Here is a 20,499-nt window from a genome sequence, read left to right as displayed (position 1 = left end):
CCCGTCAATACGTTGACCCGACGGCCGCGAGTGCTGCTGCGTCCGGGGGTATCGGCCCCGAACTCGAGGCCTGTTGCCGTGGGTGTCGGTGGTGGACGATGAAGCGGGGGCGGCCCCGGATGTGCGGCCCGTTCTGCAATTCCGGTGGACGATTGGGTGCGTTCAGGCGTCGCGTCGAAACGTTGACAGCATCGTCCAACGCCGCGTAACGTGCGAAAGGTCACACTATCGATCAATGGTTCGTATATACGAACCACATCGGCGCGGGACATGCTCACGCTCTGCCGTGTTCTATACCCCGACGTCGCAACAAGTCACAGGAGTGGGTTCGGTTGATCGTCAAAGACCAGATCTTCATCAACGGTAAGTGGGTCCCTTCCTCGGGCGCCGACGTCATTCCGGTCATCAGCGCGATCTCAGAGGAGGCGATCGCAACCATTCCTGCGGGCACCGCGGCGGATGTCGACCTCGCTGCCCGAGCGGCCACAGATGCATTTCCGGCATGGTCCGCGACGTCACTCGACGAGCGCGCAGACATGCTGCACAAGATCGCGCGGGCAATGGAGGCGCGGGTCGACGAGATCGCTGACACCGTCGTCAGTGAGCTCGGGTATCCGATCGAGTATGCACGGGCCGCTCACGCTCGCGCTGCGATCAAGGACCTCACGATCGCTGCAGACAGCCTCCGCGACATCGCGTGGGAAGAGCAGGTCGGCAGCACGACCGTCCGTCGTGCTGCCGCGGGTGTCGTCGGAGCGATCACGCCGTGGAACGGTCCGATGCGCATGGTGACGTTGAAGGCAGGAGCCGCGCTCGCCGCCGGTTGCACTGTGGTGCTGAAGGGCACAGAACTTGCGCCGCTGAGCTCGTTCCTGTTCGCAGAGATTGCGGAGGAAGCAGGACTTCCCGCAGGGGTGTTCAATCTCGTGTCGGGAACGGGACCGGTCGTCGGTGAGGCGCTCGTGACGCATCCGCTGGTCGACATGGTCTCCCTCACCGGGTCCGTCCGCGCGGGACGCCGGGTGATGGAGCTGGCCTCGCAGTCCGTCAAGAAGGTCTGCCTGGAACTCGGCGGCAAGTCGGCCAACATCATCCTCGAGGACGCAGACCTCGAGGCTGCGGTCACCGGCGGAATCACGGATGCGTTCCGCAACACGGGTCAGGCCTGCGGCGCACTCACACGGATGCTGGTGCCGCGGTCGCGACTGGCGGAAGCCGAACAGCTCGCGATCCGCACTGCGGAAAGCTTCGTGCTGGGAGATCCCTACGATGCCGAGACGACTCTCGGTCCCGTCGCGAATGCCGCCCAGCGCCAGCGTATTCGCGACTACATCCAGCTGGGAATCGACGAAGGGGCGCGATTGCTCACGGGCGGCCCCGATGCGCCCGAAGGAATCGACAAGGGATTCTTCGTCCGGCCGACTGTCTTCACAGGCGACAACTCGCTTCGCATCGCCCGGGAAGAAATCTTCGGCCCCGTCATCACCATCATCCCCTTCGACAGCGAGAACGAGGCCTTCGAGATCGCGAACGACTCGCAGTACGGGCTCGCCGGTGCGATCTGGGCCGGCGACGCAGACCGGGCGAAGTCATTGTCGAGCAAGCTGCGCGCCGGGCGTATTCGCATCAATGGATCGCCTGTGAACCTCCAGGCTCCGCACGGCGGCTTCAGATTGTCCGGAATCGGCCGTGAGTCCGGACGATTCGGCGTCGAGGAGTACCTCGAGTACAAGGCGATCGGATAGATCGCCCGGTTCAAGTAATCCCTGGAACTGCAGTCCTACAAGGCTATTCACTCGCCAAGTCGGGAAGAGATGTCCGACGGTGATTGGCTGGAACATCGCAGAACGGCCACATCGGCCGGCGATGGATTGAGTGGACGTCGCGGGACGGGCGGTTCGACACCGACCCGACCCGGACCGTGACGTCGCTCTCGGCTCTTGCCGACACCGACACCGCGTTTGCCGCAGGTGCGCGAGGGAAACGTTCGATGATCATTCCGAACAGAATATCCACATTCATTACGTAACAGTTGTTTACGAGGACAGATTCACTCTGGTGATGCACGGGCAGCCCTGCCGGTGCACGAGTGGGATACCCACACCGAACCGGTGCAGCTCGTGTGCTGCCGGTCTCATCTCGTACCGTCACCCTCCTTCCTCGTCGCAGAATGCTCGCCCCAGTACTTCCGATCCAAGAAGATACGAGGTGGAATCATCATGCATCGTCGACTGCCGATATGGGCCGCTACTCTCGCTCTCGCAACCGCATTGACGTCATGTAGTGCGCAGTCCGGGCAGCTGGAAAGTGATGAAGACGGCATCACGACGGTACGGATCAGCAGCACACAGTCTTTCAATACAGCACCTGCAGCACTATTGGTCGAAGGCGACTTCACCGAACGATACGGCTTGGACTTCGAGCAAGTGAACATCGCTGGATCGGGAAGCTCGAATCAGATCGCAGCGATTCTCTCCGGTGATGCCGACATCGCCGTCGCGGCCTCCAACGCGTTTGTGGACGCCACTATCGGAGGCGCCGACCTTCAGATCATCGCAGGTGTCAGCGACATCATTCAGAGCCTCGTCGTCTCGAACAATGCAATCGACAGATTCGGTGTCGACGTCGATGGCTCGCCGCAAGAACGCGTGCGCGCACTTCGCGGTATGAAAATTGGTGCGGGGCCGACTGGTTCGGCGGGCAATGCCTCGTTGAGGGTGGTTCTGGACGACGCTGGGCTCGACCCCGATCGCGACGTCACTCTCGTTCCACTCGCGGATACCAATAGTGCAGTCGCAGCCGGTCTGGAGCAGGGAACCTTCGATGCGACGTGGGCTACCACGGGTTCCGGAGAAGTCGCTGTGGCGCGAGGTACCGCGACGACGCTGATCTCAGTTCCTGCAGGCGACGCGCCCGCGCTCGACGGCTACGTGTGCAACGTGGCCTTCGCACCGACCCGCTTCATCCAACAGAACCCCGAAGTCGTCGACCGAATTCGCGAGGCACTCGCCGAGGCTACGCGTCTCACCAAGGAGGAGCCGGAACAGGCAGGACGGATCCTGAAGGCCTCCGTCTACAGCGGCATGGACCAGCCGGTGTTCGACCTCGCGTGGAGCCAAGCCATACCGGGATACGACGACAGCAACTCGTTCACTCGTGAGGAGTGGGATTCCTTCGTCGAAATATTCGACCAATCATCCGAACACGACTATTCCTCAGTAGATTACGACACGATCATCAACGAATCGGCACGCGGACAGCGCTGACCGGATATCGGATTCACCGCTGGTAGCTCCGGCACCGAATCATCCTGAACCACTCACCGAATGGATCTCCCATGTATCGAAGACTGGCCCTATGGGCAGTTCCCGCAGCGCTGACACTGGCAGTGACCGCCTGCGGCTCTCAACCGACACAACTGGCGAGCAACGAGGAGGGCATCACCACCGTCCGGATCACGAGCACCCAGTCATTCAATACGGCGCTTCCCGCGCTTCTCGTAGAAGGTGACTTCGCGGAGCAGTACGGCCTGAATTTCGAACGGGTCGATATTGCAGGATCGGGCAGCTCGAACCAGATGGCTGCAATACTCTCGGGTGACGCCGACATTGCGGGTGCGGGCTCCAATACCGTTGTCGATGCGTACCTCGGTGGAGCAGACGTTCAAATCATCGCAGGCGACGGCGATCTCATCCAAAGCCTGGTCGTATCGAACGATGCGATCGAACGATTCGGTGTCGATGTCGACGCCGGCCCACGAGAGCGTGTGCAGGCTCTCCGCGGAATGACGATCGGCGCTGGGCCCACTGGATCGGCCGGCAATTCGTCCCTGCGTGTCGTACTGACCGACGCCGGACTCGACCCGGACCGCGACGTCACCCTCGTACCACTCGCCGACACCGGCAGTGCAGTGGCGGCAGGCCTGGAGGGAGGAACGTTCGACGCGACATGGGCTCCGGTGGGCTCCGGTGAGATCGCCGTGGTGCGGGGTAACGCGACCACACTCATATCCGTTCCGGCGGGCGATGCACCGGCTCTGGACGGCTACGTCTGCAACGTGATCTTCGCACCGACTCGCTTCATCGAGCAGAACCCCGACCTCGTCGACCGAATTCGCGAGGCGCTCGCCGAGGCCACTCGTCTGACGAAGGAAGAACCCGAAGAGGCCGGTGAGATTCTGAAGAACTCCATCTACAGCGGCATGGACCAGGATGTCTTCGACCTCGCGTGGGGCCAAGCAGTGCAGGGCTATCACGAAGGAAACCTGTACACCTCCGAGGACTGGGACTCGTTCGTCGAGATATTCGACGAGTTCTCTGAAAACGACTACACATCGGTCGAATACGAGAGCCTGGTCAATCCCGTGGCGCGCGGTCAGAGCTGACTGCGGTCACGTGAACGCCCCTCTTCCACACATGTACCCACAGGAGCCCGACCATGACAGATTTTGGACCTGACACAGTTTCGGCCGGTAGCGACGTATCCACCGGTGCCCCACGCAGACCGATCTTCGAGGTGCGAGACCTCGCTATAGGTTTCGACGACCGCGAGGATGTGCTTCACGATGTGACGATGCAGGTGCAGGCAGGGGAGTTCGTCGTTCTGCTCGGACCCAGTGGTTGCGGCAAGACTACGATCCTCAATCTCGCCGCCGGTCTGCTGCGCCCACGCAGTGGATACGTGCGATTCGACGGCGATGAAATCAACGGTGTCAATACCAATGTCGGCTATATGACGCAGGACGACACCCTCTTACCCTGGATGCCGGTCCATGCCAATGTCGGTCTGCCACTGCGTATGCGAGGCATGAGTAAGTCCGAGACCAAGGAGAAGGTCGAATACTATCTGTCGATTCTCGACCTGTCGGAGGCCGGAAGTCTGTTTCCGAGTCAGCTCAGCGGGGGAATGCGCCGCCGCGCCCTGCTCGCGCGAAGCATGATCTACGATCCGCGACTGCTCCTGATGGATGAGCCGTTCGCGGCGCTCGACGCCCAGCTTCGTCACCAGATGCACGTCGAGCTGCGCCGGACCGTGAAGAACCTCAACCAGACGGTCGTGTTCGTCACGCACGACATCGCCGAGGCCGCGAAGCTTGCCGATCGCGTCCTGATCGTCGGCGGAGGCCGCCCCGGCAGGTTGGTCGCCGAGTTCCAGGTCCCCTACGGCGACGACAGGGACCTCGAGAACATCACCTACACAGACGAATATGCCCGGTTCGAGCGTGAACTGAACGAAGGGCTCCGCGGCGCGCGCGGCCCACGCGCGTCAGCTGCGTGACCATCCCAGTTTTCTCGAGCACCGACTGAGACCAAGGCAGGTATCAACCATGACCACAGAAGTTCTCCAGGCGCCGGTAAACCCGGTGTCTCCCACATCGAAACGTAACGGCGCAGCGATCCAAGCACGGAGGGTGCGGCGGGTCAAGATCGTGGGTGTACAGATCGCGATCATCGCCGCCCTGCTCGTATGCTGGGAGTTCGTGTCGGGCCGGCTGATCAACGACATCATGATCAGTGCGCCGTCGAATGTGTTCCCGGTCTTCTGGCAATGGCTCACCGATGGCACCATTCTCGATGCCGCAACCACGACCTTCAGTAACGCGGCTCTGGGTCTGTTCTTCGGTGGTATCGCCGGTATCGCGGTCGGGGTCATCCTCGGTCAATCACAGATGCTCGCCGATGTCTTCGAGCCGTTCATCACTGCGCTCTACACCATGCCGAAGCACGCTCTGATCCCCTTGTTCATCATGTGGGTCGGGATCGGCTCTGTCCTGGGTATTCTGACCTCTGCGGTCATCGCCTTCTTCCTGATCTTCTTCAACACCTTCTTCGGCATTCGGGAAGTCAAGCAGTCGCTGATCAGTTCGGTTCGCATCATGGGCGGATCCACCCTGGACGTGTTGTGGCGTGTCCGTCTTCCTTCGGCCTTGGTCTGGGTGGTTGCCGGACTCAAGCTTGCTGTGCCGCAGGCGATCGTCGGTGTCGTGGTTGCGGAGATGCTCGCCGGCGACCAAGGCCTCGGCAATCTCGTTGCGCGCAACGCGTCGTCGTTCAACTCGGCGGGGACGTACGCAGCGCTGATCACCCTTCTGCTGGCCGGATTCCTGATCGACAGGGTGATGACTGCTCTGACGAAGAAGCCACTCGAATGGAAGAACTCCGGTAGCGCGATGTGATTTCCTGTGGACGGTGTGTGCTGATCGCCCCGCTGTCCGCCAGGACACCCGTCACAGTTCGGGTCACGGTGCCCGCCCACTTCGGGCGGGCACCGATTCGTTGCTTGGTCACGATGGCCGGGACCGTTCGTAGCCGACCACACCGAAATACAGAAACGCGACGCATCCCGGCTTCTTCTCGCGGGAGTTCCGCGTTGGATGGCCGGGGATGCGTCGCGAGAGATCAGCGATCGCAGCTTATTCGGAAGCCATAGTGCTGATGTCGATGACGAAGCGATACTTTACATCACCAGCGGCGACTCGATCGTATGCGCGATCGATGTTGTCGGCGTCGATCACCTCGACCTCGGCGTTGATCCCGTGTTCAGCGCAGAAGTCGAGCATCTCTTGTGTCTCCGCGATTCCACCGACCAGTGTCCCCGCGATCGACCGGCGATTGTGCAGCAGTGAGAATACGTCGACGTTGATCGGTTCGTGCGGGACCCCGAGATTCACGAAGGTCCCGTCGAGGGTGAGCATCTGCAGGAAGGCGTCGTAGTCGAGGTTGGCCGGCACCGTGGACACGATCAGATCGAAGGTGTCGGCGTAGTCGGTGTATACGGTCGGGTCAGTACTCAGTCGGTAGACGTCTGCACCGCGCCGGAGTGCGTCGGCTTCCTTGTCCAGGGTCAGGTCCAGCACTGTGGTGTGGGCGCCGAGTGCCTTGGAGATGGATACACCCACGTGTCCGAGACCCCCGAACCCGACGATCGCGACTTTGGTGCCCGGGCCCGCTTTCCAGTGTCGGAGGGGCGTATACGTGGTAATTCCGGCGCAGAGCAGCGGCGCTGCTTCGTGCAGAGGGAGACCGTCAGGGATGCGGAGGACATAGTTTTCGTCCACCACGATCTTCTCGCTGTATCCACCCTTGGTGATCTTGCCGTCGCGGCCGACAGCGTTGTAGGTCCTGATGTGCTCCACACGGCAATACGGCTCGAGGCCGGCCTTGCATCGGTCGCATTCGCGGCAGGAATCCACGAAGCATCCGATACCGACCCGGTCTCCCTCTGCGAACTTGGTCACTTTGTCGCCGACAGCGGATACGACTCCGGCGATCTCATGTCCGGGAACCAGCGGATAGTGTGTCTTGCCGAATTCGCTGCGGGCTCTGCTGACATCGGTGTGGCAGATCCCTGCATACGCGATATCGATCTGCACATCGTTCGGGCCGACGTCCCGGCGCTCGATCTTGGTCGCTTCGAACGGTGCGCCGGGGGCGGCCGTCGAACGTGCATTGACAAGCATGATGATCCTTTCCCTTCGCCGGTGCCGCCGGCTGTCCGGCCGGGCGGATCGGCTGACAGACTTATTCAGAAGACGAACACGCCTTTGCCCGCATCCTGTTTGTCGAACTTGATGTATGCCTCTTCTGCTTGGTCCAGCGACCATCGATCGCTGAAGAGATCATCGACCGGCAGCGAGTGTCGGTCGATGAAATCTGCGCATTCCAACTGCTGCACGCTCGACATCGACCACGACGTCATGACAGTGAGTTGACGTGAGAGGTAGCGCCGGACATCGAGTTCGACGGTCCCTCCCAGCCCCACGACGCACAGGCGACCCCAGGGTGCGAGTGCCTCCACCGCAGATGCGGCTGCTGCTGTGGCGCCGGAGGTTTCCACGGCGGCCGACGCTCCGGATCCACCGGTGAGTTCTCGGATGGCCGCAACGGCGTCGACGGATCCGGCATCGACGGTGTCGGCAGCGCCGAACCGGGAGGACTGCGCCAGTCGTTCCGGTTCGAGGTCGACGGCGATGACTCGTGCGCCGCGTGCTGCGGCGAGCATGGTCGCGGAGATACCGACCGGTCCTTGTCCGAAGACGACGACATCGGTGCCACCGATGTCGCCGAGTCGTTCCAGGGCGCCCCATGCGGTACCTGTGCCGCACCCGATTGCCGCGCCGGCCTCGAACGACAGTGAATCCGACAGCGGCAGAGCTGATCTTGCGGAAACCTGCATATACGGAGCGTGAGCGCCGTGTGCATTCTTGCCGTACACGAGTGGAGCGCCTGTGGTGCACATCTGAGTCCAGCCGGACCGGCATGGGACGCAGTGGCCGCATCCAGCGTAATGGTGGATCATCACGCGGTCGCCGACCGCCAGGCCGGTGCCTGATCCGGGGCCGAGTTCCTGGACGATGCCGGCAGGTTCGTGCCCGCCGACACACGCGGTCGTCGAATCGGGTGTCGATTCGGCGGATGCGCGGTAGTAGTGCAGGTCGCTTCCGCACATGCCCGACGCGGTCACCCGGATGACGATCTCACCCTCGCCGGGCTTGGGGTCCGGAAAGTCACGGAGTGATACTCGCCGGTCTCCGTCGAACACCAGACCCTGCATTGCAAACCTCCTATTGAAGAATGATTCCACACGTGTCGACCGTGCTCAGATAGCTCCGGTCGCGCGTAGTTGTTCGACTGCCTCGGGCGACATCCCCAGATCCTCGGCGAGAATCTGGTCGGTGTCGGCGCCCAATCCGGGGGCGCGAGTCGGTTCCACGATGGGAGAGTCCGACAGGAAGAGTGGGCTGCCGAGTGTCATCCACGAACCCTTGTCGTCGGATATCCGGCGCAGAACTCCGCGCTCGGCGACGTGGGGGTCGACCATCAGTTCGGCGAGTTCGATGACGGGTGCGGTCGGGATTCCGGTGTTCTGCAACAGATCGGCGATCTCTTGTTTGGTGTGTACGCTCGTCCACCGTTCGACTATCGCGTCCACTGCGTCGACGTCTTCGCATCGGCCGGCCATCGAGTCGAAGCGGGGGTCCTTGGCGTCAGGGTCACCCATGATGTCGCACAGGCGATCCCAGTGAACCTGGGTCGGGCACAACACGGTCACCCAACCGTCGCGGGCGCGATAGGCGTTGTAGGGTACGACGGCGAGGCCGCCGTGTCGGTTGCCCGTTCGCTCCGGCATCGAATTCTCGCTGTGGGCCATGCCCGCGATGTTCGATGTGAGCGACGGGAGGATCGCATCCTGAAGTGCGACTTCCACATGCTGTCCCCGGCCGGTCTGTTCGCGCTGATAGAGCGCCGCGAGGACGCCGCCGACGAGATGGGCTCCTCCCATGAAGTCGACGACGGATGGGCCGGTGCGGGTGGGGGGTCCTTCCATGAATCCGGTGGTGCTCATGATGGCGGTGCGCGCCTGGATGGTCAGGTCCATGGCCGGTTGTCCCGCGTAGGGGCCGAAGGAGCCGAAACCGGTGCCGGAGGCCACGATCAGTCGGGGGTTGATCTCGGAGAGTGCCTCGTAGCCCAATCCGTATCGGTCCATCGCCCCGGGCGCGAGATTCTGGATGACAACATCGGCGGTTTCGGCCAGCCGCCGCAGTACGTCCGCCCCGGCCGGGTTCTTCAGGTCCAGTTTCATGGCGCGCTTGCCGGAGTTCAGCATGCTGAATTGAACCGACGAGCCGTCTTCTGCAGCGGTGGCCAGCCTGCGGTAAGGGTCCCCCGAGGGGGCTTCGATCTTGATCACGTCGGCGCCGAGCCGTGCGAGCAACATCGAGCAGTAGGGGGCGAAATAGAACTGCCCGACGCAGATGACCTTCACACCGTTGAGTGCGGGCATATCATCCACCCTCTCTGATCGTAATTACGGACAAAAGTTTGTTAGTACGGAACACTAGGCGGGTCGACACGGGGTGTCAATGAAATGTTGCGTCCGCTCGAGCGCCGGTCGGGAGCCAGATCAAGCAATCTCCGTCGCGGCATTCGACCCTGCCTTCGCGTTCGAGTCGCACGAGATGGGACAGGGTTTCACCCAACGCGGACCGCGCACCCCGCGGATTGAGCGATTCGAACGGACGTGACCATGTCACTGCGTTCGCAACGTCCCAGACGGTTCGGTGACCGGCGGCAACTGCCCGCTGGATTTCTTCCAATCGTGCGAGGTGGTGTGCTTCCACATCTTGTACACGCCCGTCGATGCCGGTGAACGTCCACTCGTGTCCGGGCGCCGCTGTGGCGTTGCTGAAGGGGCCCAGTCTCGAGAGGGAGGCGTAGTAGTCGCCGAGCGGGTCGTCGGCGGATGTGGGACGCCGCGAGATGTTGGCCGAGACGCGGGGAAGCAAGTGGTCGCCTGTGAACAGAATGTCACGGCCGCGATCGTGGAAGATCATGTGCCCTGGCGTGTGCCCCGGCGTGTGTACTGCAATCAGTTGGCCGTCGGTGCCCGGGATTGCAGCTCCGTCGGTCAACTCGAGGTCCGGCCACTGTGACGACATGTCGAGCAAGAGTTGGTCGCGGTCGGCCAGGAGATCGGTGGACTTCACCGCCGGAACTCCGACGCGATCGAGCCAGGACGCGATCTCGTCGAGGCGGTGCTGCCGGTCTGCGGTGGTGCGCGCGATCTGCGGATGCTCAGCGGGGTGTATTGCAATCCACGCTCCGGTGGACTGATGGACCCGGGCAGCGAGACCGTAGTGGTCGGGATGGCCGTGGGTGACGACCACTCCCGTCAGATCGTCGAGCGATCCGCCCGCGCGATCGAGTGCGGTGGTGAGTGCTGCCCAGCCTTCGTTGCTGTCCCATCCCAGGTCGACGGCGGTGAAGCCGTTATCTGTCCGAAGCAGATAGGAGAAGGAGTGACGGAGGGGGCTAGGGAATGGCATGGCGATCTGCCACAGGCCCGGGGCTATCGATGAGATCTGAGGTTCGGCGGGATTCGACATGGGAGACCTTCCTGATTGTGGGCGAGGGAACCGGGATTTCGCCGGTCGGCCCTGGGCCTGTTGACGCGGGGTGTGAGGTGGACTACATTTCGATCCGTTCCCATTATAGATCACCAGTTCGTATATACGTACGCGAGTTGAGTGAACTACCCCAGAGGTCACCGTGGGTCGTACGACCCCGCCGCGCTCACACAGGAGTACTCGCATGACCGATCACCCATCTTCGTCGCCGGCAGTGCCGGTCGCCGAGCGCCAGGCGGAAGGCTCGGGCTCCGATGCGGCCAAAGTGAACAAAATGCCCAAAGTGGCATTTGCCAGTTTCATGGGCACGGTCATCGAGTTCTACGACTTCGGCATTTTCGGTACGGCGGCGGCGCTGGTGTTCGCTCATGCGTTCTTCCCTGCGCTCGGCACCTACGCCGGAACGATCGTTTCATTTGCCACGCTCGGTGTTGCGTTCGTGGCCCGGCCGATCGGCAGCGTCCTGTTCGGGCACTTCGGCGACCGTCTCGGCCGGAAGCGGACACTTATCTCCACGATGATGCTGATGGGCGTCGCCACCGTCATGATCGGTCTGCTGCCGACCGCCGCGAACGCGGGGATCGTCGCACCGATCCTGCTCATCGTGCTCCGTATCGCCCAGGGCCTGGCTGCCGGTGGTGAGTGGGCCGGTGCTGCACTGTTCACGTCCGAGAATGCCCCAAGCGAGAGCCGCGGCTTCTGGTCGATGTTCACCAACCTCGGCGGAGCAGTTGCCAACATCCTCGCGCTGCTCACCTTCTTCGTGACCGGCATCGCCATGACCAACGAGTCGTTCATCGCGTGGGGATGGCGAATTCCGTTCCTGCTCAGCATTCTTCTTGTCACAGTCGGTCTCTACACCCGGCTCAAGCTCGAGGAGAGTCCCGTCTTCGCGAGTGAGGTCCAGCGTCGGGGCCGGAGCAGCCTTCCGTTCAAAGACGCGTTGAACAATCAGTGGAAAGAGATCCTTCTCGGCGCCGGCGCGCTCGTGACGTGCTTCGCCTTCGGCTACATCGGAATCGCGTATCTGATCAACTACGGGACCGCCACATTGGGCCTGGGGCAGAACGGGGTGCTTGCCGCGGGGATCTTCGGGAACGTCGTCAACGGTCTGTGCATGATCTCCGGCGCGATCCTGTCCGACAGATTCGGTCGTCGACCGGTTCTCCTGGTCGTCAACATCGTCGGAATACCCTGGGCCCTCATTCTTTTCCCGCTTCTGGACACCGGATCTCCGATGGCATTCTGGGTCGGCATCGCAGTCAGTTTCTTCATCGCGGGGCACGGGTGGGGTGTGTGTGGCTCGTTCCTCTCCGAGTTGTTCCATACGCGCTACCGTTTCACCGCCGCCGGGCTCGCCTACAGCCTCGCCGCAATCCTGGGCGGGGGTGTTCCCCCTCTCGTCGCTGCAACCATCATCGGAAGCTACGGTGGATTCACATTCGGAGTCTTCCTCGCGTGCTACAGCGTTGCGGGACTTGCGTGTACCCTCGCCTTACGTGAGACTCGTGCCACCTCGCTGGACGATCTCACCTCCAAGATCGGAGCGAACTCGTGACACTCTCCATTAGCGCATTCTCTGTGGGGCGAGTCTTCGGCCTCCCCAGGTCGTCGTTCACCTACCTGCGGGGCTGGGGTGAGACGATGGACCTTCCCCTCATCATGTTCGTCATCGAAGGCGGAGAGTTCCCGATCGTGGTGGACACCGGCGCCGACCTCGAGCGTGCGTGGGACGCACACCGAATCAAGATGGAACAGACCGTGGAGGAGCGGCCGGAGGTCGCGCTCCGTTCCGCCGGGATCGACCCGGACGACGTTCGGATCGTCGTCAATACCCACCTGCACTGGGACCACAGTTCCAACAACCATCTGTTTCCGAACGCAGAAATCGTCGTCCAGCAACGCGAGCTCGATTTCGCGCGAGAACCGGTGCCGTGGCATCGGCGCCAATTCGAGGTGTTGCCGGATATGGCGGCGGCCTGGCAGCGCGCCGAGAGTAGGATCCGCCCTGTCGACGGCGACGTCGAGCTGGCTCCGGGAGTCACACTGGTGACCCTGCCAGGACACACCCCCGGTTCGCAGGGGGTCCTCGTCGAAACGGCTTCCACGCGATACCTCATCGCCGGTGACTGCATCTACCTGTACGACAACTGGGAAGGCGACGCCGAAGTCGACCATGTCCCTGTCGGCCTCTTCACCGACCTGGTCGCCTACGACGAAAGCCTACGAAAGATCGAGACTCTCGACTGTGAAGTGATCCCGAGTCATGACTTTCGAGTACTCGAGCGAGGGGTTTTCAAGTGAGATCATGGACGGGTTCTCGACGTCTCGAGTTGCCAACCCGACGCTTCGTCACGCTGGCGCCAGAACTCGGCGAACCGGCCTCCGGCGGCAAGTAGATCGTCGACGGTGCCCTCCTCGACAACCCGGCCCCGCTCGAGGAACACGACGCGGTCGGCGGTGCGAATACTCGCCAGACGATGCGCGACGATCACGCGGGTGCGCGGGGTGGGGTCGTCCGTCAGCGCCTGCACGATCGCGGTTTCGTTCTCGGTGTCCAGTGCGCTCGTGGCCTCGTCGACGAGCAGGAGCGGCGCGGGTTTGAGCAGGGCGCGCGCGATGGACACGCGTTGCTTCTCACCGCCCGACAGTGCGGCGCCACCCTCACCGACGCGAGTATTCCACCCGTCGGGGGAGCGCGCGATCACTTCGTCGACTTGCGCGAGTGAGGCAGCGACGGTGAGCGCGTCGTCGTCGGTATTCGGATCGCCGACACGGATGTTCTCGCGGATCGTGCCGTCGAACAGGTAGGGGTGCTGGAAAACCATCCCGGCCAGCGCGCTTCGCGAGATCGGATCCAGGGTATCGGCGTCGACACCGTCGACGAGTATCCGTCCGGTGCGCGGTTCGTGTAGACCGGCAAGAAGCGACAGAATGGTGCTCTTGCCGGAGCCGGACGGGCCGACGATCGCGGTGGTGGTGCCGGCCTCGAACGTGAGGTCGATACCGTCGAGCACGGGTGGCTCCTCGCCGTTGTACCAGAACCGTATGTCCTGCAGATCGATTCGGGGCGCCCTGCCTGTGAGGGTGCAGGTGCCGTCGTTGTTCGTGACAGGTGCGTCGAGGACGGCACGTATACGACGCAGAGTGGTCAAAGACGATTCGACACCGCCCGTGAGATCACCCAAGGTGGTGAACGGGTCGAGGTAGCGGACGATGACGACGATGAAGGCGATCGCCTCGGGCACGTCGAGGTCTCCGCGCACTGTCAGCACCGCGACGGCACCGGCCAGGACCACGAGTGCGAGTTGGGTTGCGAGGCTGAAGACGAGCTGTCCCGGGACCTGCATGAGCAACAGTCGTACGGTGGCCGAATGCTGACGGTCCAGCGCCTCGCCCACGTGACTGCGGCTGGGCTCGGTGCGTCGAGCAGCGCGCAGTGCAGGCTGGGTACGGGCGAATTCGACGATCCGTTCGGTGAGTGCAGCATTGGCGTCGGAAGCGAGGCGGTCGGCGCCGCGGCCGAGCCGGGCCGAGAGCAGGAAGGCGCCCAGCAGGATGGGCACACCGGCGAGCGCCGCAACACCGAGAACCCAACTGATCGGCAGCAACGCAATCGCGATCGCGAGTGGCAGCAGAATGGCGCTGAGGATCGGAGTCACGAGATACACGATGAGTCCGACGAGATCCGGTCCGGTGGCCGCGATGGCCTGCCGGTTGGTGGCGGTGTTCTCACCGGTGAACCACGTCAGCCGGATTCGCGCGGTGCGCTCGGCTGTTTCGTTCTGGGCGTGGTTGAGCAGCCCGAAGCCGAGGTCGAATCCGAGCCGGGATACGATCGTATCGACGATCCAACCCGCGATCGTGACACCGGTGAGCGCGCCCAGCCACGGCCACGCATCGGACGGCGTGGAACCGAACAGAGCCCCGACGAGCGGCACCAGCAACACCACACCGGCAGCGCGAAGCGCGACGCTGACGACGGTGAGGAACACATGGGCGGTGACAGCGCGGCGGCTACCGGGCGGGAGCAGTGCGAGCAGTGTGCGGATCATCGGACCGGCTCCTGGTCTGCGTCAGCGTGGACGAGTTCGTTCGATGTGAACGATCCTGCATCCCACATCTTCTTGTATCGGCCTCCGGCGGCGAGGAGCTCCCTGTGGGTGCCGGTTTCGGCGATGCGGCCGTGGTCGAGCACCACGATCCGGTCGACGTCGACGACGGTGTGCAACCGGTGTGCGATCACCAGCACGGTGCGGCCAGCGGTGAGCCGGCTCAAGGCCTGCTGGACGAAGTACTCCGATTCGGGATCGGCGAAGGCCGTCGCTTCGTCGAGGACGAGGATCGGGGTGTCGGCCAGGATGGCGCGTGCGATCGTGATGCGTTGCCGTTCACCCCCGGACAACTGTGGATTCGCGTCGAGCACGGTGTTGTACCCGTCGGGTAGCTGCAGGATCCGGTCGTGGATATGTGCGGCGCGTGCGGCAGTTTCCACCTGGTCGTCGGTAGCGTCCGGTACGGCGAGCGCAATGTTCTCGCGCACCGTGCCTTGCACGAGTTGGGTGTCCTGGAAGACGAATCCGACCTGCTGATAGAGCGCATCAGCGTCGAATTCGCGGATGTCGCGGCCGAAGACGCGGATAGTGCCATCGTCGATGTCGTGGAATCGAGCCAGCAGCGACGCCAGCGTGGACTTGCCGGAACCGGAGTGACCGACGAGCGCGGTGATCGTACCGGTGTCGGCGGTGAGCGAGATGTCGTCGATCACGGGTGCGCCGGGCCGGTAGGAGAACCGGACACGGTCGAATTCGACGGCAGCGGTGGAATGCCGCGACGTGGCGGGGGTCTTCTCCCGGGTGTCGAGTTCGGGTTCGTCGAGGACGACACCGATCCTGCGTGCCGCGAGCATCCCGTCACGCAGGCCCCCGAGACCATAACCGAGGCCGAGTAGCCTGGCTCCGAACGTGGTGCCCAGGAACAGGAAGGGCAGCAGTGTGGTGGGCTGCATGCTGCCTGAGGTGATGAGTGCGGTGCCTGCGGCCGTGATGAGCAGCAGGAAGGTCGCGGGTCTCGTTGCCAGATCCATGAGCGACTTCTTGCTGCTGAACGGGCGTTGCCAGCCGTCGAGGAACTCGATGTACTCCCGTAGTCTCGCACGGAACGTGGAGGCGGCTGCTCCGCCGAACACACGAATCACCGGTTGTCCCTCGAGGTAGGCGCCTGCTTCGGAGCCCATGCGGTCGGCCCAGCGCATCGCCTGCGCAGTCTTGTTTCCGGACTGGATGAGCATCACCGCCATCGTCACGACATAGACGAGGATCGGCACGAACATCAGAAGTGCCAGACGCCAATCCACGGAGAAGAGATAGATCAGCACCGCAACGGGGGCGATCACGGCAGCGACCGCATCGGTCACCGCGTGGGTCACCAGATAGTGCAGCGACAGCGTGTCGTCCTGCACGATCCGTTTGACCTGTCCGGAGTCGCGGGCAGTGAACCAGCCCAGCGGAAGTCTGGAGAGTTTCCCCAGAAGTTGTTGTCGTAGATCGCGTTCGAATCGAGCGTCGACACTGTGCAGCCACAAGGTGAGGGCGGCCGCGAGCACTGTGCCGATACCCATCAGCCAGACCGCCCAGAGCCCGACGGTCCACAGTCCGGATTCGGTTGCGCCGTCCAGCATTCGACGCGCCAGTTCGGTCAAGAGGACGAACGGTGCGAGCTGAATCAAGGTGATGAGCGCCTGCAGGATTCCGGCGGCGATGAGAGTGCCCCGCAGCGGGGCGATCAATTTGCCTGCCGCATCCGCGTTCCACGAGCCCTGATTGCTCCGAACCGGCTCGGGTGTCGGTGTCTCGTCGGGCTGCGTGGGTTCAGGCTCGGCCGGCTCACTGGATCGGTAGGTGCCCATGGCTCGACCGTGGAACCAGTATGCCTGGGCGTATATCTCGGACTTCGGAAATCCGAAGTCGTCGCGTAGCCGTGTCCGGACATGTTTGAGCGCCTTGGATTCCGGACCGGCCCACACCGTCCAGTTCGACCAGTCGCGGTCTTCGATAGCCGCGGCCAGTGAGGTGGGTCCCTGCCGAGGGATCCAATGTTTGTGCATCAGGGGATGATCGGGCATGGGAATGAGGAGATCGTCGTCGTCGTGCTGCTCGAGGTAGAGCTCGATCGCGACGTCGTCGGGGAGGGTGCGAATGATACTGCTGATCGCGGGAATCGACGCGGAATCGCCGATCAGCAGGTAGCCGGCGGGAAGTTCGTCGGGGACGTCGAAGGGTTTCGATCCGAACGACGTGATGCCGACGGTGTCGCCCGGTACCGCGCGTTTCGCCCACGCAGATGCCGGCCCGGCCGGCTCGTGCAGGACGAAGTCCACGGCGAAATGTCCGGTATCCGGATCGGACTCGGTGAACGTGTATGCGCGCTGGTGTTCTGTATCGGGGTCGTCCGGATCGGGCACCCAGAACCGAAGCCATGCTGTCGGTGTCGGCTCGACCTCATCGAACAACGTCTCGGATGTCATCCGTACGCGCAGGAAATGCGGAGCGAGTTGTTCGGTTCCCGTGACGACGGCGCTGTGGTCGCGGGCTCCGAACCCGCGCATCACCGCCCCCTGGAATCCCCGTTTGGCCATCAGATCCCCATTCCGGTGATTGCCAGATCGGCGACCACCTCTTCCAATGGTCGCCCCGGTGGCGCGACCGACACGAGACCTCGGATTGTTGCTGTAAGAACGAGTTTCACGTATTCCCCGTGTTCGAAATTGGGTAGCTCGCGGTGGGTCTCGCCCAAGTCGGCGTCAACGGCCAGTTGGTTCGTGACGTCGCGTCGTTGATCCTCGAGACCGTCCGACCTGGCGTTCTGGTTGTCCTCGGCCACCGAGTAGTTGATCGAGTTTCCCGCGACTGCGCTGGACAGGGCGATGGCCACATCGGGTGCGTACCCACGCCGTCCCAACGCGACGACCTCATGCGTCATCAGCCGGCGACCCGCTTCTCCGCGTGGGAAGAGGGTCTGCATGTAGGTGCCGAGCCCGGGGTGGGCGAGGACGAACGCCCTGAGCTGCATCCCGAACGACAGCAGATGTCGGGTCGCGTCGTGTTCGGGATTGTCGTGCAGGACGAGGTCGTCCAACAAGCTCTCTCCGACGACCCGTTCGAGCCCCCAGCGGCCGTCGACGTGCCGGTACAGGGCGGTGGTGGACACTCCGAGTTCCGCTGCGACCGCGCTCAGGCTCAGGTGGCGCATGCCGAGTTCACGACCGATGCGGACGATGTCGTCGACGTCGATCCTGCGCGTGCGTTTAACCCGCTGAGCCACTCGCTCATCGCCCCGATCCCTTAAGTTGAACCCCATAACTTAGGGCAGTCTAAGTTCCTCTCCGGTTCGTGACAAGAGCTTGGAACGGACGCGGTACACCGTCGGCATCTGGTTCAGTCGATTGCGGCCAGGCGCTGGACGGACAGGGGGAGCGGGGCATCGTCGGATATCCACGGCGCCGGAACGGGCGTCTCGGCGACGGTGCGTAGCGGTACCACTCCGGACCACGGGCCGGGGATGTCCGTTCTCGTAGGTGGTGCATCCCGCACCTTCGCCGTCCACTGCCCGGGCAGGATGGGCAGAGCCAGTGCCGCGGTCGCCGCGAGTTGCTTGGACGTCGGGGCAGGCACTTCGCTGCTCCGTCCAGGAATCAGTCTGTCGGACAGTATGTTCAGCGCCTCGAGTGCCTCTGCCGCGCCGAGTCGTCCGACGGTACCGCGGACCACGGCCGACCGGTAGTTGGCCGACGAGTGATACAGATCTTCGGCGACGACGATTCCGTCGAGCAGCATCACGCTCACCGCGACGGGTGCCCCGGCCATGACGTGACGCAGTGCGCCGGCCCCCGTGGAACCGTGCAGGAGGATTCGATCCCCGTCGCGGGCGTAGAGCATCGGGACCAGCCATGGTCGCCCGTCGAGCACAGTGGCGAATGTGCAGGTCGAGGCGGAATCGAGCACGCGGTCGAGATCCTCCCGATCGGTGCGGGCGCGTTCGGGGTAGCGAGTGACGGTGTCCATGACGGCGACCCTGCCGGTTATCCGGACCGGAGAACAGATCCAGAATCCGGTCATCCATGGAGACCAGTATCGTGGACGATGTGCCCCGCGTTGCGACTCCTGTGAATCTGCCGTTGACCGTGCCCTCCGGCAGCGCACCGCTCCGGCACCGTATTGCGGAAGCGATCGTCGAACAGATCCGGCTCGGTCGCCTCGGGATCGGCGACGCTCTGCCGTCGTCTCGGACGCTTGCCGCCGAGTTGAGAGTGGCGCGCGGCGGAGTCGTCGAGGCGTACGACGAACTGGCCGCGTCCGGCTTCGTCGTCGCTGTGCCCGGTTCGGCAACCCGTATCGCCCCCGGCGCCGACGTGGCGGCCCGCGCGCACGCACAGTCCCATTCCGTCGAACCCGCTACGGTCGTGCCGCCGCGGCAGCGAACCCGGGTGGAGCCTGTCATCGCAGACCTTCGCCCCGGGCGACCGGACACTTCTCTCATTGCCGAATCCGCGTGGAGGCGCGCGTGGCGTCGTGCCGCGAGCGCGGCACCGGCGGCGGGAGGATCCGACCTGGCGGCCCACCCTGAACTGCGGTCTGCCCTCGCTGTACATCTGCGACGCACTCGCGGAATCGACGTTGTACCAGAAGAGCTGGTGATCCTACCCGGGGTTGCTGCGGCCATGCGCGTCCTTGCTGTGGCGGCCGGGCTCGACGGACGCGACGTCGCCTTCGAAGATCCCGGATATCACCGAGCCCGCCGTGCACTGGTCACTGAGGGAGCCCGCATCAGGCCTGTCCCTGTCGACAGCGACGGACTGCCACCGCGTCTGCTCGTGGACACCGACGCGGCCGTGTATTGCACTCCTGCGCACCAGTACCCGATGGGAGCACGAATGTCTGTCGCGCGCCGCGCCGAACTCGTAGCACGGGCGAACGCGGTGGGCATGCTGGTGATCGAAGACGACTACGACGGCGAGTTCCGGTACGACGTGTCGGCGCTTCCCGCGTTGCGCAGCATCGACGGCGGACGCGAGTGTGTCGCATATATCGGCACCGCATCGAAGATCTTGTCGCCGATGCTGCGACTCGCCTGGCTGATCCCGCCGGATCCGTTGCACCCCCGCGTCGGAGAGGCCATTGCAGAATGTGGAGAGTCGGCCAACGAGATGTCCGCACTCGCGCTCGCCACGTTGATCGACGATGGCTCCCTGACGCGGCATCTCGCTCGGACGGCCCGCACTTATCGGGCGCGCCGCGCAGCGTTCGTCGACGCGCTGCGACTACGGCTCGCGGATCTCGAGGGTGTGCAGGTGGTGGGCATCGAGGCAGGTCTGCACGTGGTGCTGAGGCTGCCCACCGGTATCGACGACACTGCGGTCGTGGCGGCGGCCGAACAGTGCGGTGTCCGGACCACTCCGGTGTCGGCGCAACTCGCGGGTGCGGGTGGGCTACGAGGCCTGGTATGCGGCTATGCATGCCTGCCGGAATCCACGGCGGGAGAGGTGGCCGGGGTGATCGCAGACGCGGTGCGGCAGGTTGTTGACTGACGGG

16 protein-coding genes are annotated in these 20,499 nt (G+C 63.6%); 8 read left to right on the top strand and 8 right to left on the bottom strand.

Annotated elements, in window-relative coordinates:
- Nucleotides 1-332: 332 nt before the first annotated feature.
- From Q7514_RS12975 to Q7514_RS12955, 5 genes are all read left to right on the top strand, one after another.
- On the top strand, nt 333-1,745 hold the full coding sequence (locus Q7514_RS12975; RefSeq protein WP_330133676.1) for an aldehyde dehydrogenase family protein: 1,413 nt from the start codon (nt 333-335) through the stop codon (nt 1,743-1,745).
- 474 nt (nt 1,746-2,219) lie between these two features.
- A complete protein-coding gene (locus tag Q7514_RS12970; RefSeq protein WP_330133675.1) occupies nt 2,220-3,266 on the top strand; it encodes an ABC transporter substrate-binding protein in 1,047 nt (348 codons plus the stop codon).
- 71 nt (nt 3,267-3,337) lie between these two features.
- Entirely contained in the window at nt 3,338-4,384 is a 1,047-nt protein-coding gene (locus tag Q7514_RS12965; RefSeq protein WP_330133674.1) for an ABC transporter substrate-binding protein, read from the top strand.
- 53 nt (nt 4,385-4,437) lie between these two features.
- Nucleotides 4,438-5,277 carry an ABC transporter ATP-binding protein gene (locus Q7514_RS12960; RefSeq protein ID WP_330133673.1) on the top strand — a complete coding sequence of 280 codons (840 nt, stop codon included), beginning with the start codon at nt 4,438-4,440 and terminating at the stop codon, nt 5,275-5,277.
- Between the two features lie 49 nt (nt 5,278-5,326).
- The gene (locus Q7514_RS12955) at nt 5,327-6,175 is read left to right on the top strand and encodes an ABC transporter permease (protein ID WP_330133672.1); all 849 of its coding nucleotides are present in this window, start codon (nt 5,327-5,329) and stop codon (nt 6,173-6,175) included.
- 237 nt (nt 6,176-6,412) lie between these two features.
- Here the strand turns inward: Q7514_RS12955 and Q7514_RS12950 are convergent, their stop codons facing one another.
- The 4 genes from Q7514_RS12950 to Q7514_RS12935 form a co-directional block, all read right to left on the bottom strand.
- Nucleotides 6,413-7,459 (bottom strand): NAD(P)-dependent alcohol dehydrogenase, encoded by a 1,047-nt coding sequence (locus tag Q7514_RS12950; RefSeq protein ID WP_330133671.1) that lies wholly within the window; start codon nt 7,457-7,459, stop codon nt 6,413-6,415.
- A gap of 65 nt (nt 7,460-7,524) precedes the next feature.
- Nucleotides 7,525-8,553 carry a zinc-dependent alcohol dehydrogenase family protein gene (locus tag Q7514_RS12945; protein ID WP_330133670.1) on the bottom strand — a complete coding sequence of 343 codons (1,029 nt, stop codon included), beginning with the start codon at nt 8,551-8,553 and terminating at the stop codon, nt 7,525-7,527.
- Between the two features lie 45 nt (nt 8,554-8,598).
- A complete protein-coding gene (locus Q7514_RS12940; protein WP_330133669.1) occupies nt 8,599-9,786 on the bottom strand; it encodes a CaiB/BaiF CoA transferase family protein in 1,188 nt (395 codons plus the stop codon).
- 76 nt (nt 9,787-9,862) lie between these two features.
- Nucleotides 9,863-10,888 (bottom strand): MBL fold metallo-hydrolase, encoded by a 1,026-nt coding sequence (locus tag Q7514_RS12935; protein WP_330133668.1) that lies wholly within the window; start codon nt 10,886-10,888, stop codon nt 9,863-9,865.
- Nucleotides 10,889-11,093: 205 nt separating this feature from the next.
- Here Q7514_RS12935 and Q7514_RS12930 point away from each other — a divergent pair, with 205 nt between their 5' ends.
- Nucleotides 11,094-12,467, top strand: coding sequence for an MFS transporter (locus Q7514_RS12930; protein WP_330133667.1), 1,374 nt, complete (start codon nt 11,094-11,096; stop codon nt 12,465-12,467).
- The gene (locus Q7514_RS12925) at nt 12,464-13,213 is read left to right on the top strand and encodes an N-acyl homoserine lactonase family protein (RefSeq protein ID WP_330133665.1); all 750 of its coding nucleotides are present in this window, start codon (nt 12,464-12,466) and stop codon (nt 13,211-13,213) included. Before Q7514_RS12930 ends, Q7514_RS12925 begins: the two co-directional genes overlap by 4 nt.
- A gap of 2 nt (nt 13,214-13,215) precedes the next feature.
- Here Q7514_RS12925 and Q7514_RS12920 read toward each other — a convergent pair whose 3' ends face one another.
- The 4 genes from Q7514_RS12920 to Q7514_RS12905 all read right to left on the bottom strand — a co-directional run bounded on the left by Q7514_RS12920 (nt 13,216) and on the right by Q7514_RS12905 (nt 18,972).
- Nucleotides 13,216-14,964, bottom strand: a complete 1,749-nt coding sequence (locus Q7514_RS12920; protein WP_330133664.1) for an ABC transporter ATP-binding protein — start codon at nt 14,962-14,964, stop codon at nt 13,216-13,218.
- Nucleotides 14,961-17,546: an ABC transporter ATP-binding protein/permease gene (locus Q7514_RS12915; protein ID WP_330133663.1), complete on the bottom strand. Its 2,586-nt coding sequence runs from the start codon at nt 17,544-17,546 to the stop codon at nt 14,961-14,963. The genes Q7514_RS12920 and Q7514_RS12915 overlap by 4 nt, the downstream gene beginning before the upstream one ends.
- Nucleotides 17,546-18,232 (bottom strand): TetR/AcrR family transcriptional regulator, encoded by a 687-nt coding sequence (locus tag Q7514_RS12910; RefSeq protein WP_330133662.1) that lies wholly within the window; start codon nt 18,230-18,232, stop codon nt 17,546-17,548. The genes Q7514_RS12915 and Q7514_RS12910 overlap by 1 nt, the downstream gene beginning before the upstream one ends.
- Before the next feature lie 113 nt (nt 18,233-18,345).
- Nucleotides 18,346-18,972, bottom strand: coding sequence for a pyridoxamine 5'-phosphate oxidase family protein (locus Q7514_RS12905; protein WP_330133661.1), 627 nt, complete (start codon nt 18,970-18,972; stop codon nt 18,346-18,348).
- A gap of 56 nt (nt 18,973-19,028) precedes the next feature.
- Here Q7514_RS12905 and pdxR point away from each other — a divergent pair, with 56 nt between their 5' ends.
- Entirely contained in the window at nt 19,029-20,495 is a 1,467-nt protein-coding gene (gene pdxR / locus Q7514_RS12900; RefSeq protein WP_330133660.1) for a MocR-like pyridoxine biosynthesis transcription factor PdxR, read from the top strand.
- The last annotated feature ends 4 nt before the right edge of the window (nt 20,496-20,499 follow it).

It is taken from the genome of Rhodococcus artemisiae (assembly GCF_036327795.1).
GTDB lineage: Bacteria > Actinomycetota > Actinomycetes > Mycobacteriales > Mycobacteriaceae > Rhodococcus > Rhodococcus artemisiae.
This window is presented reverse-complemented; position numbering and strand designations above follow the sequence as displayed.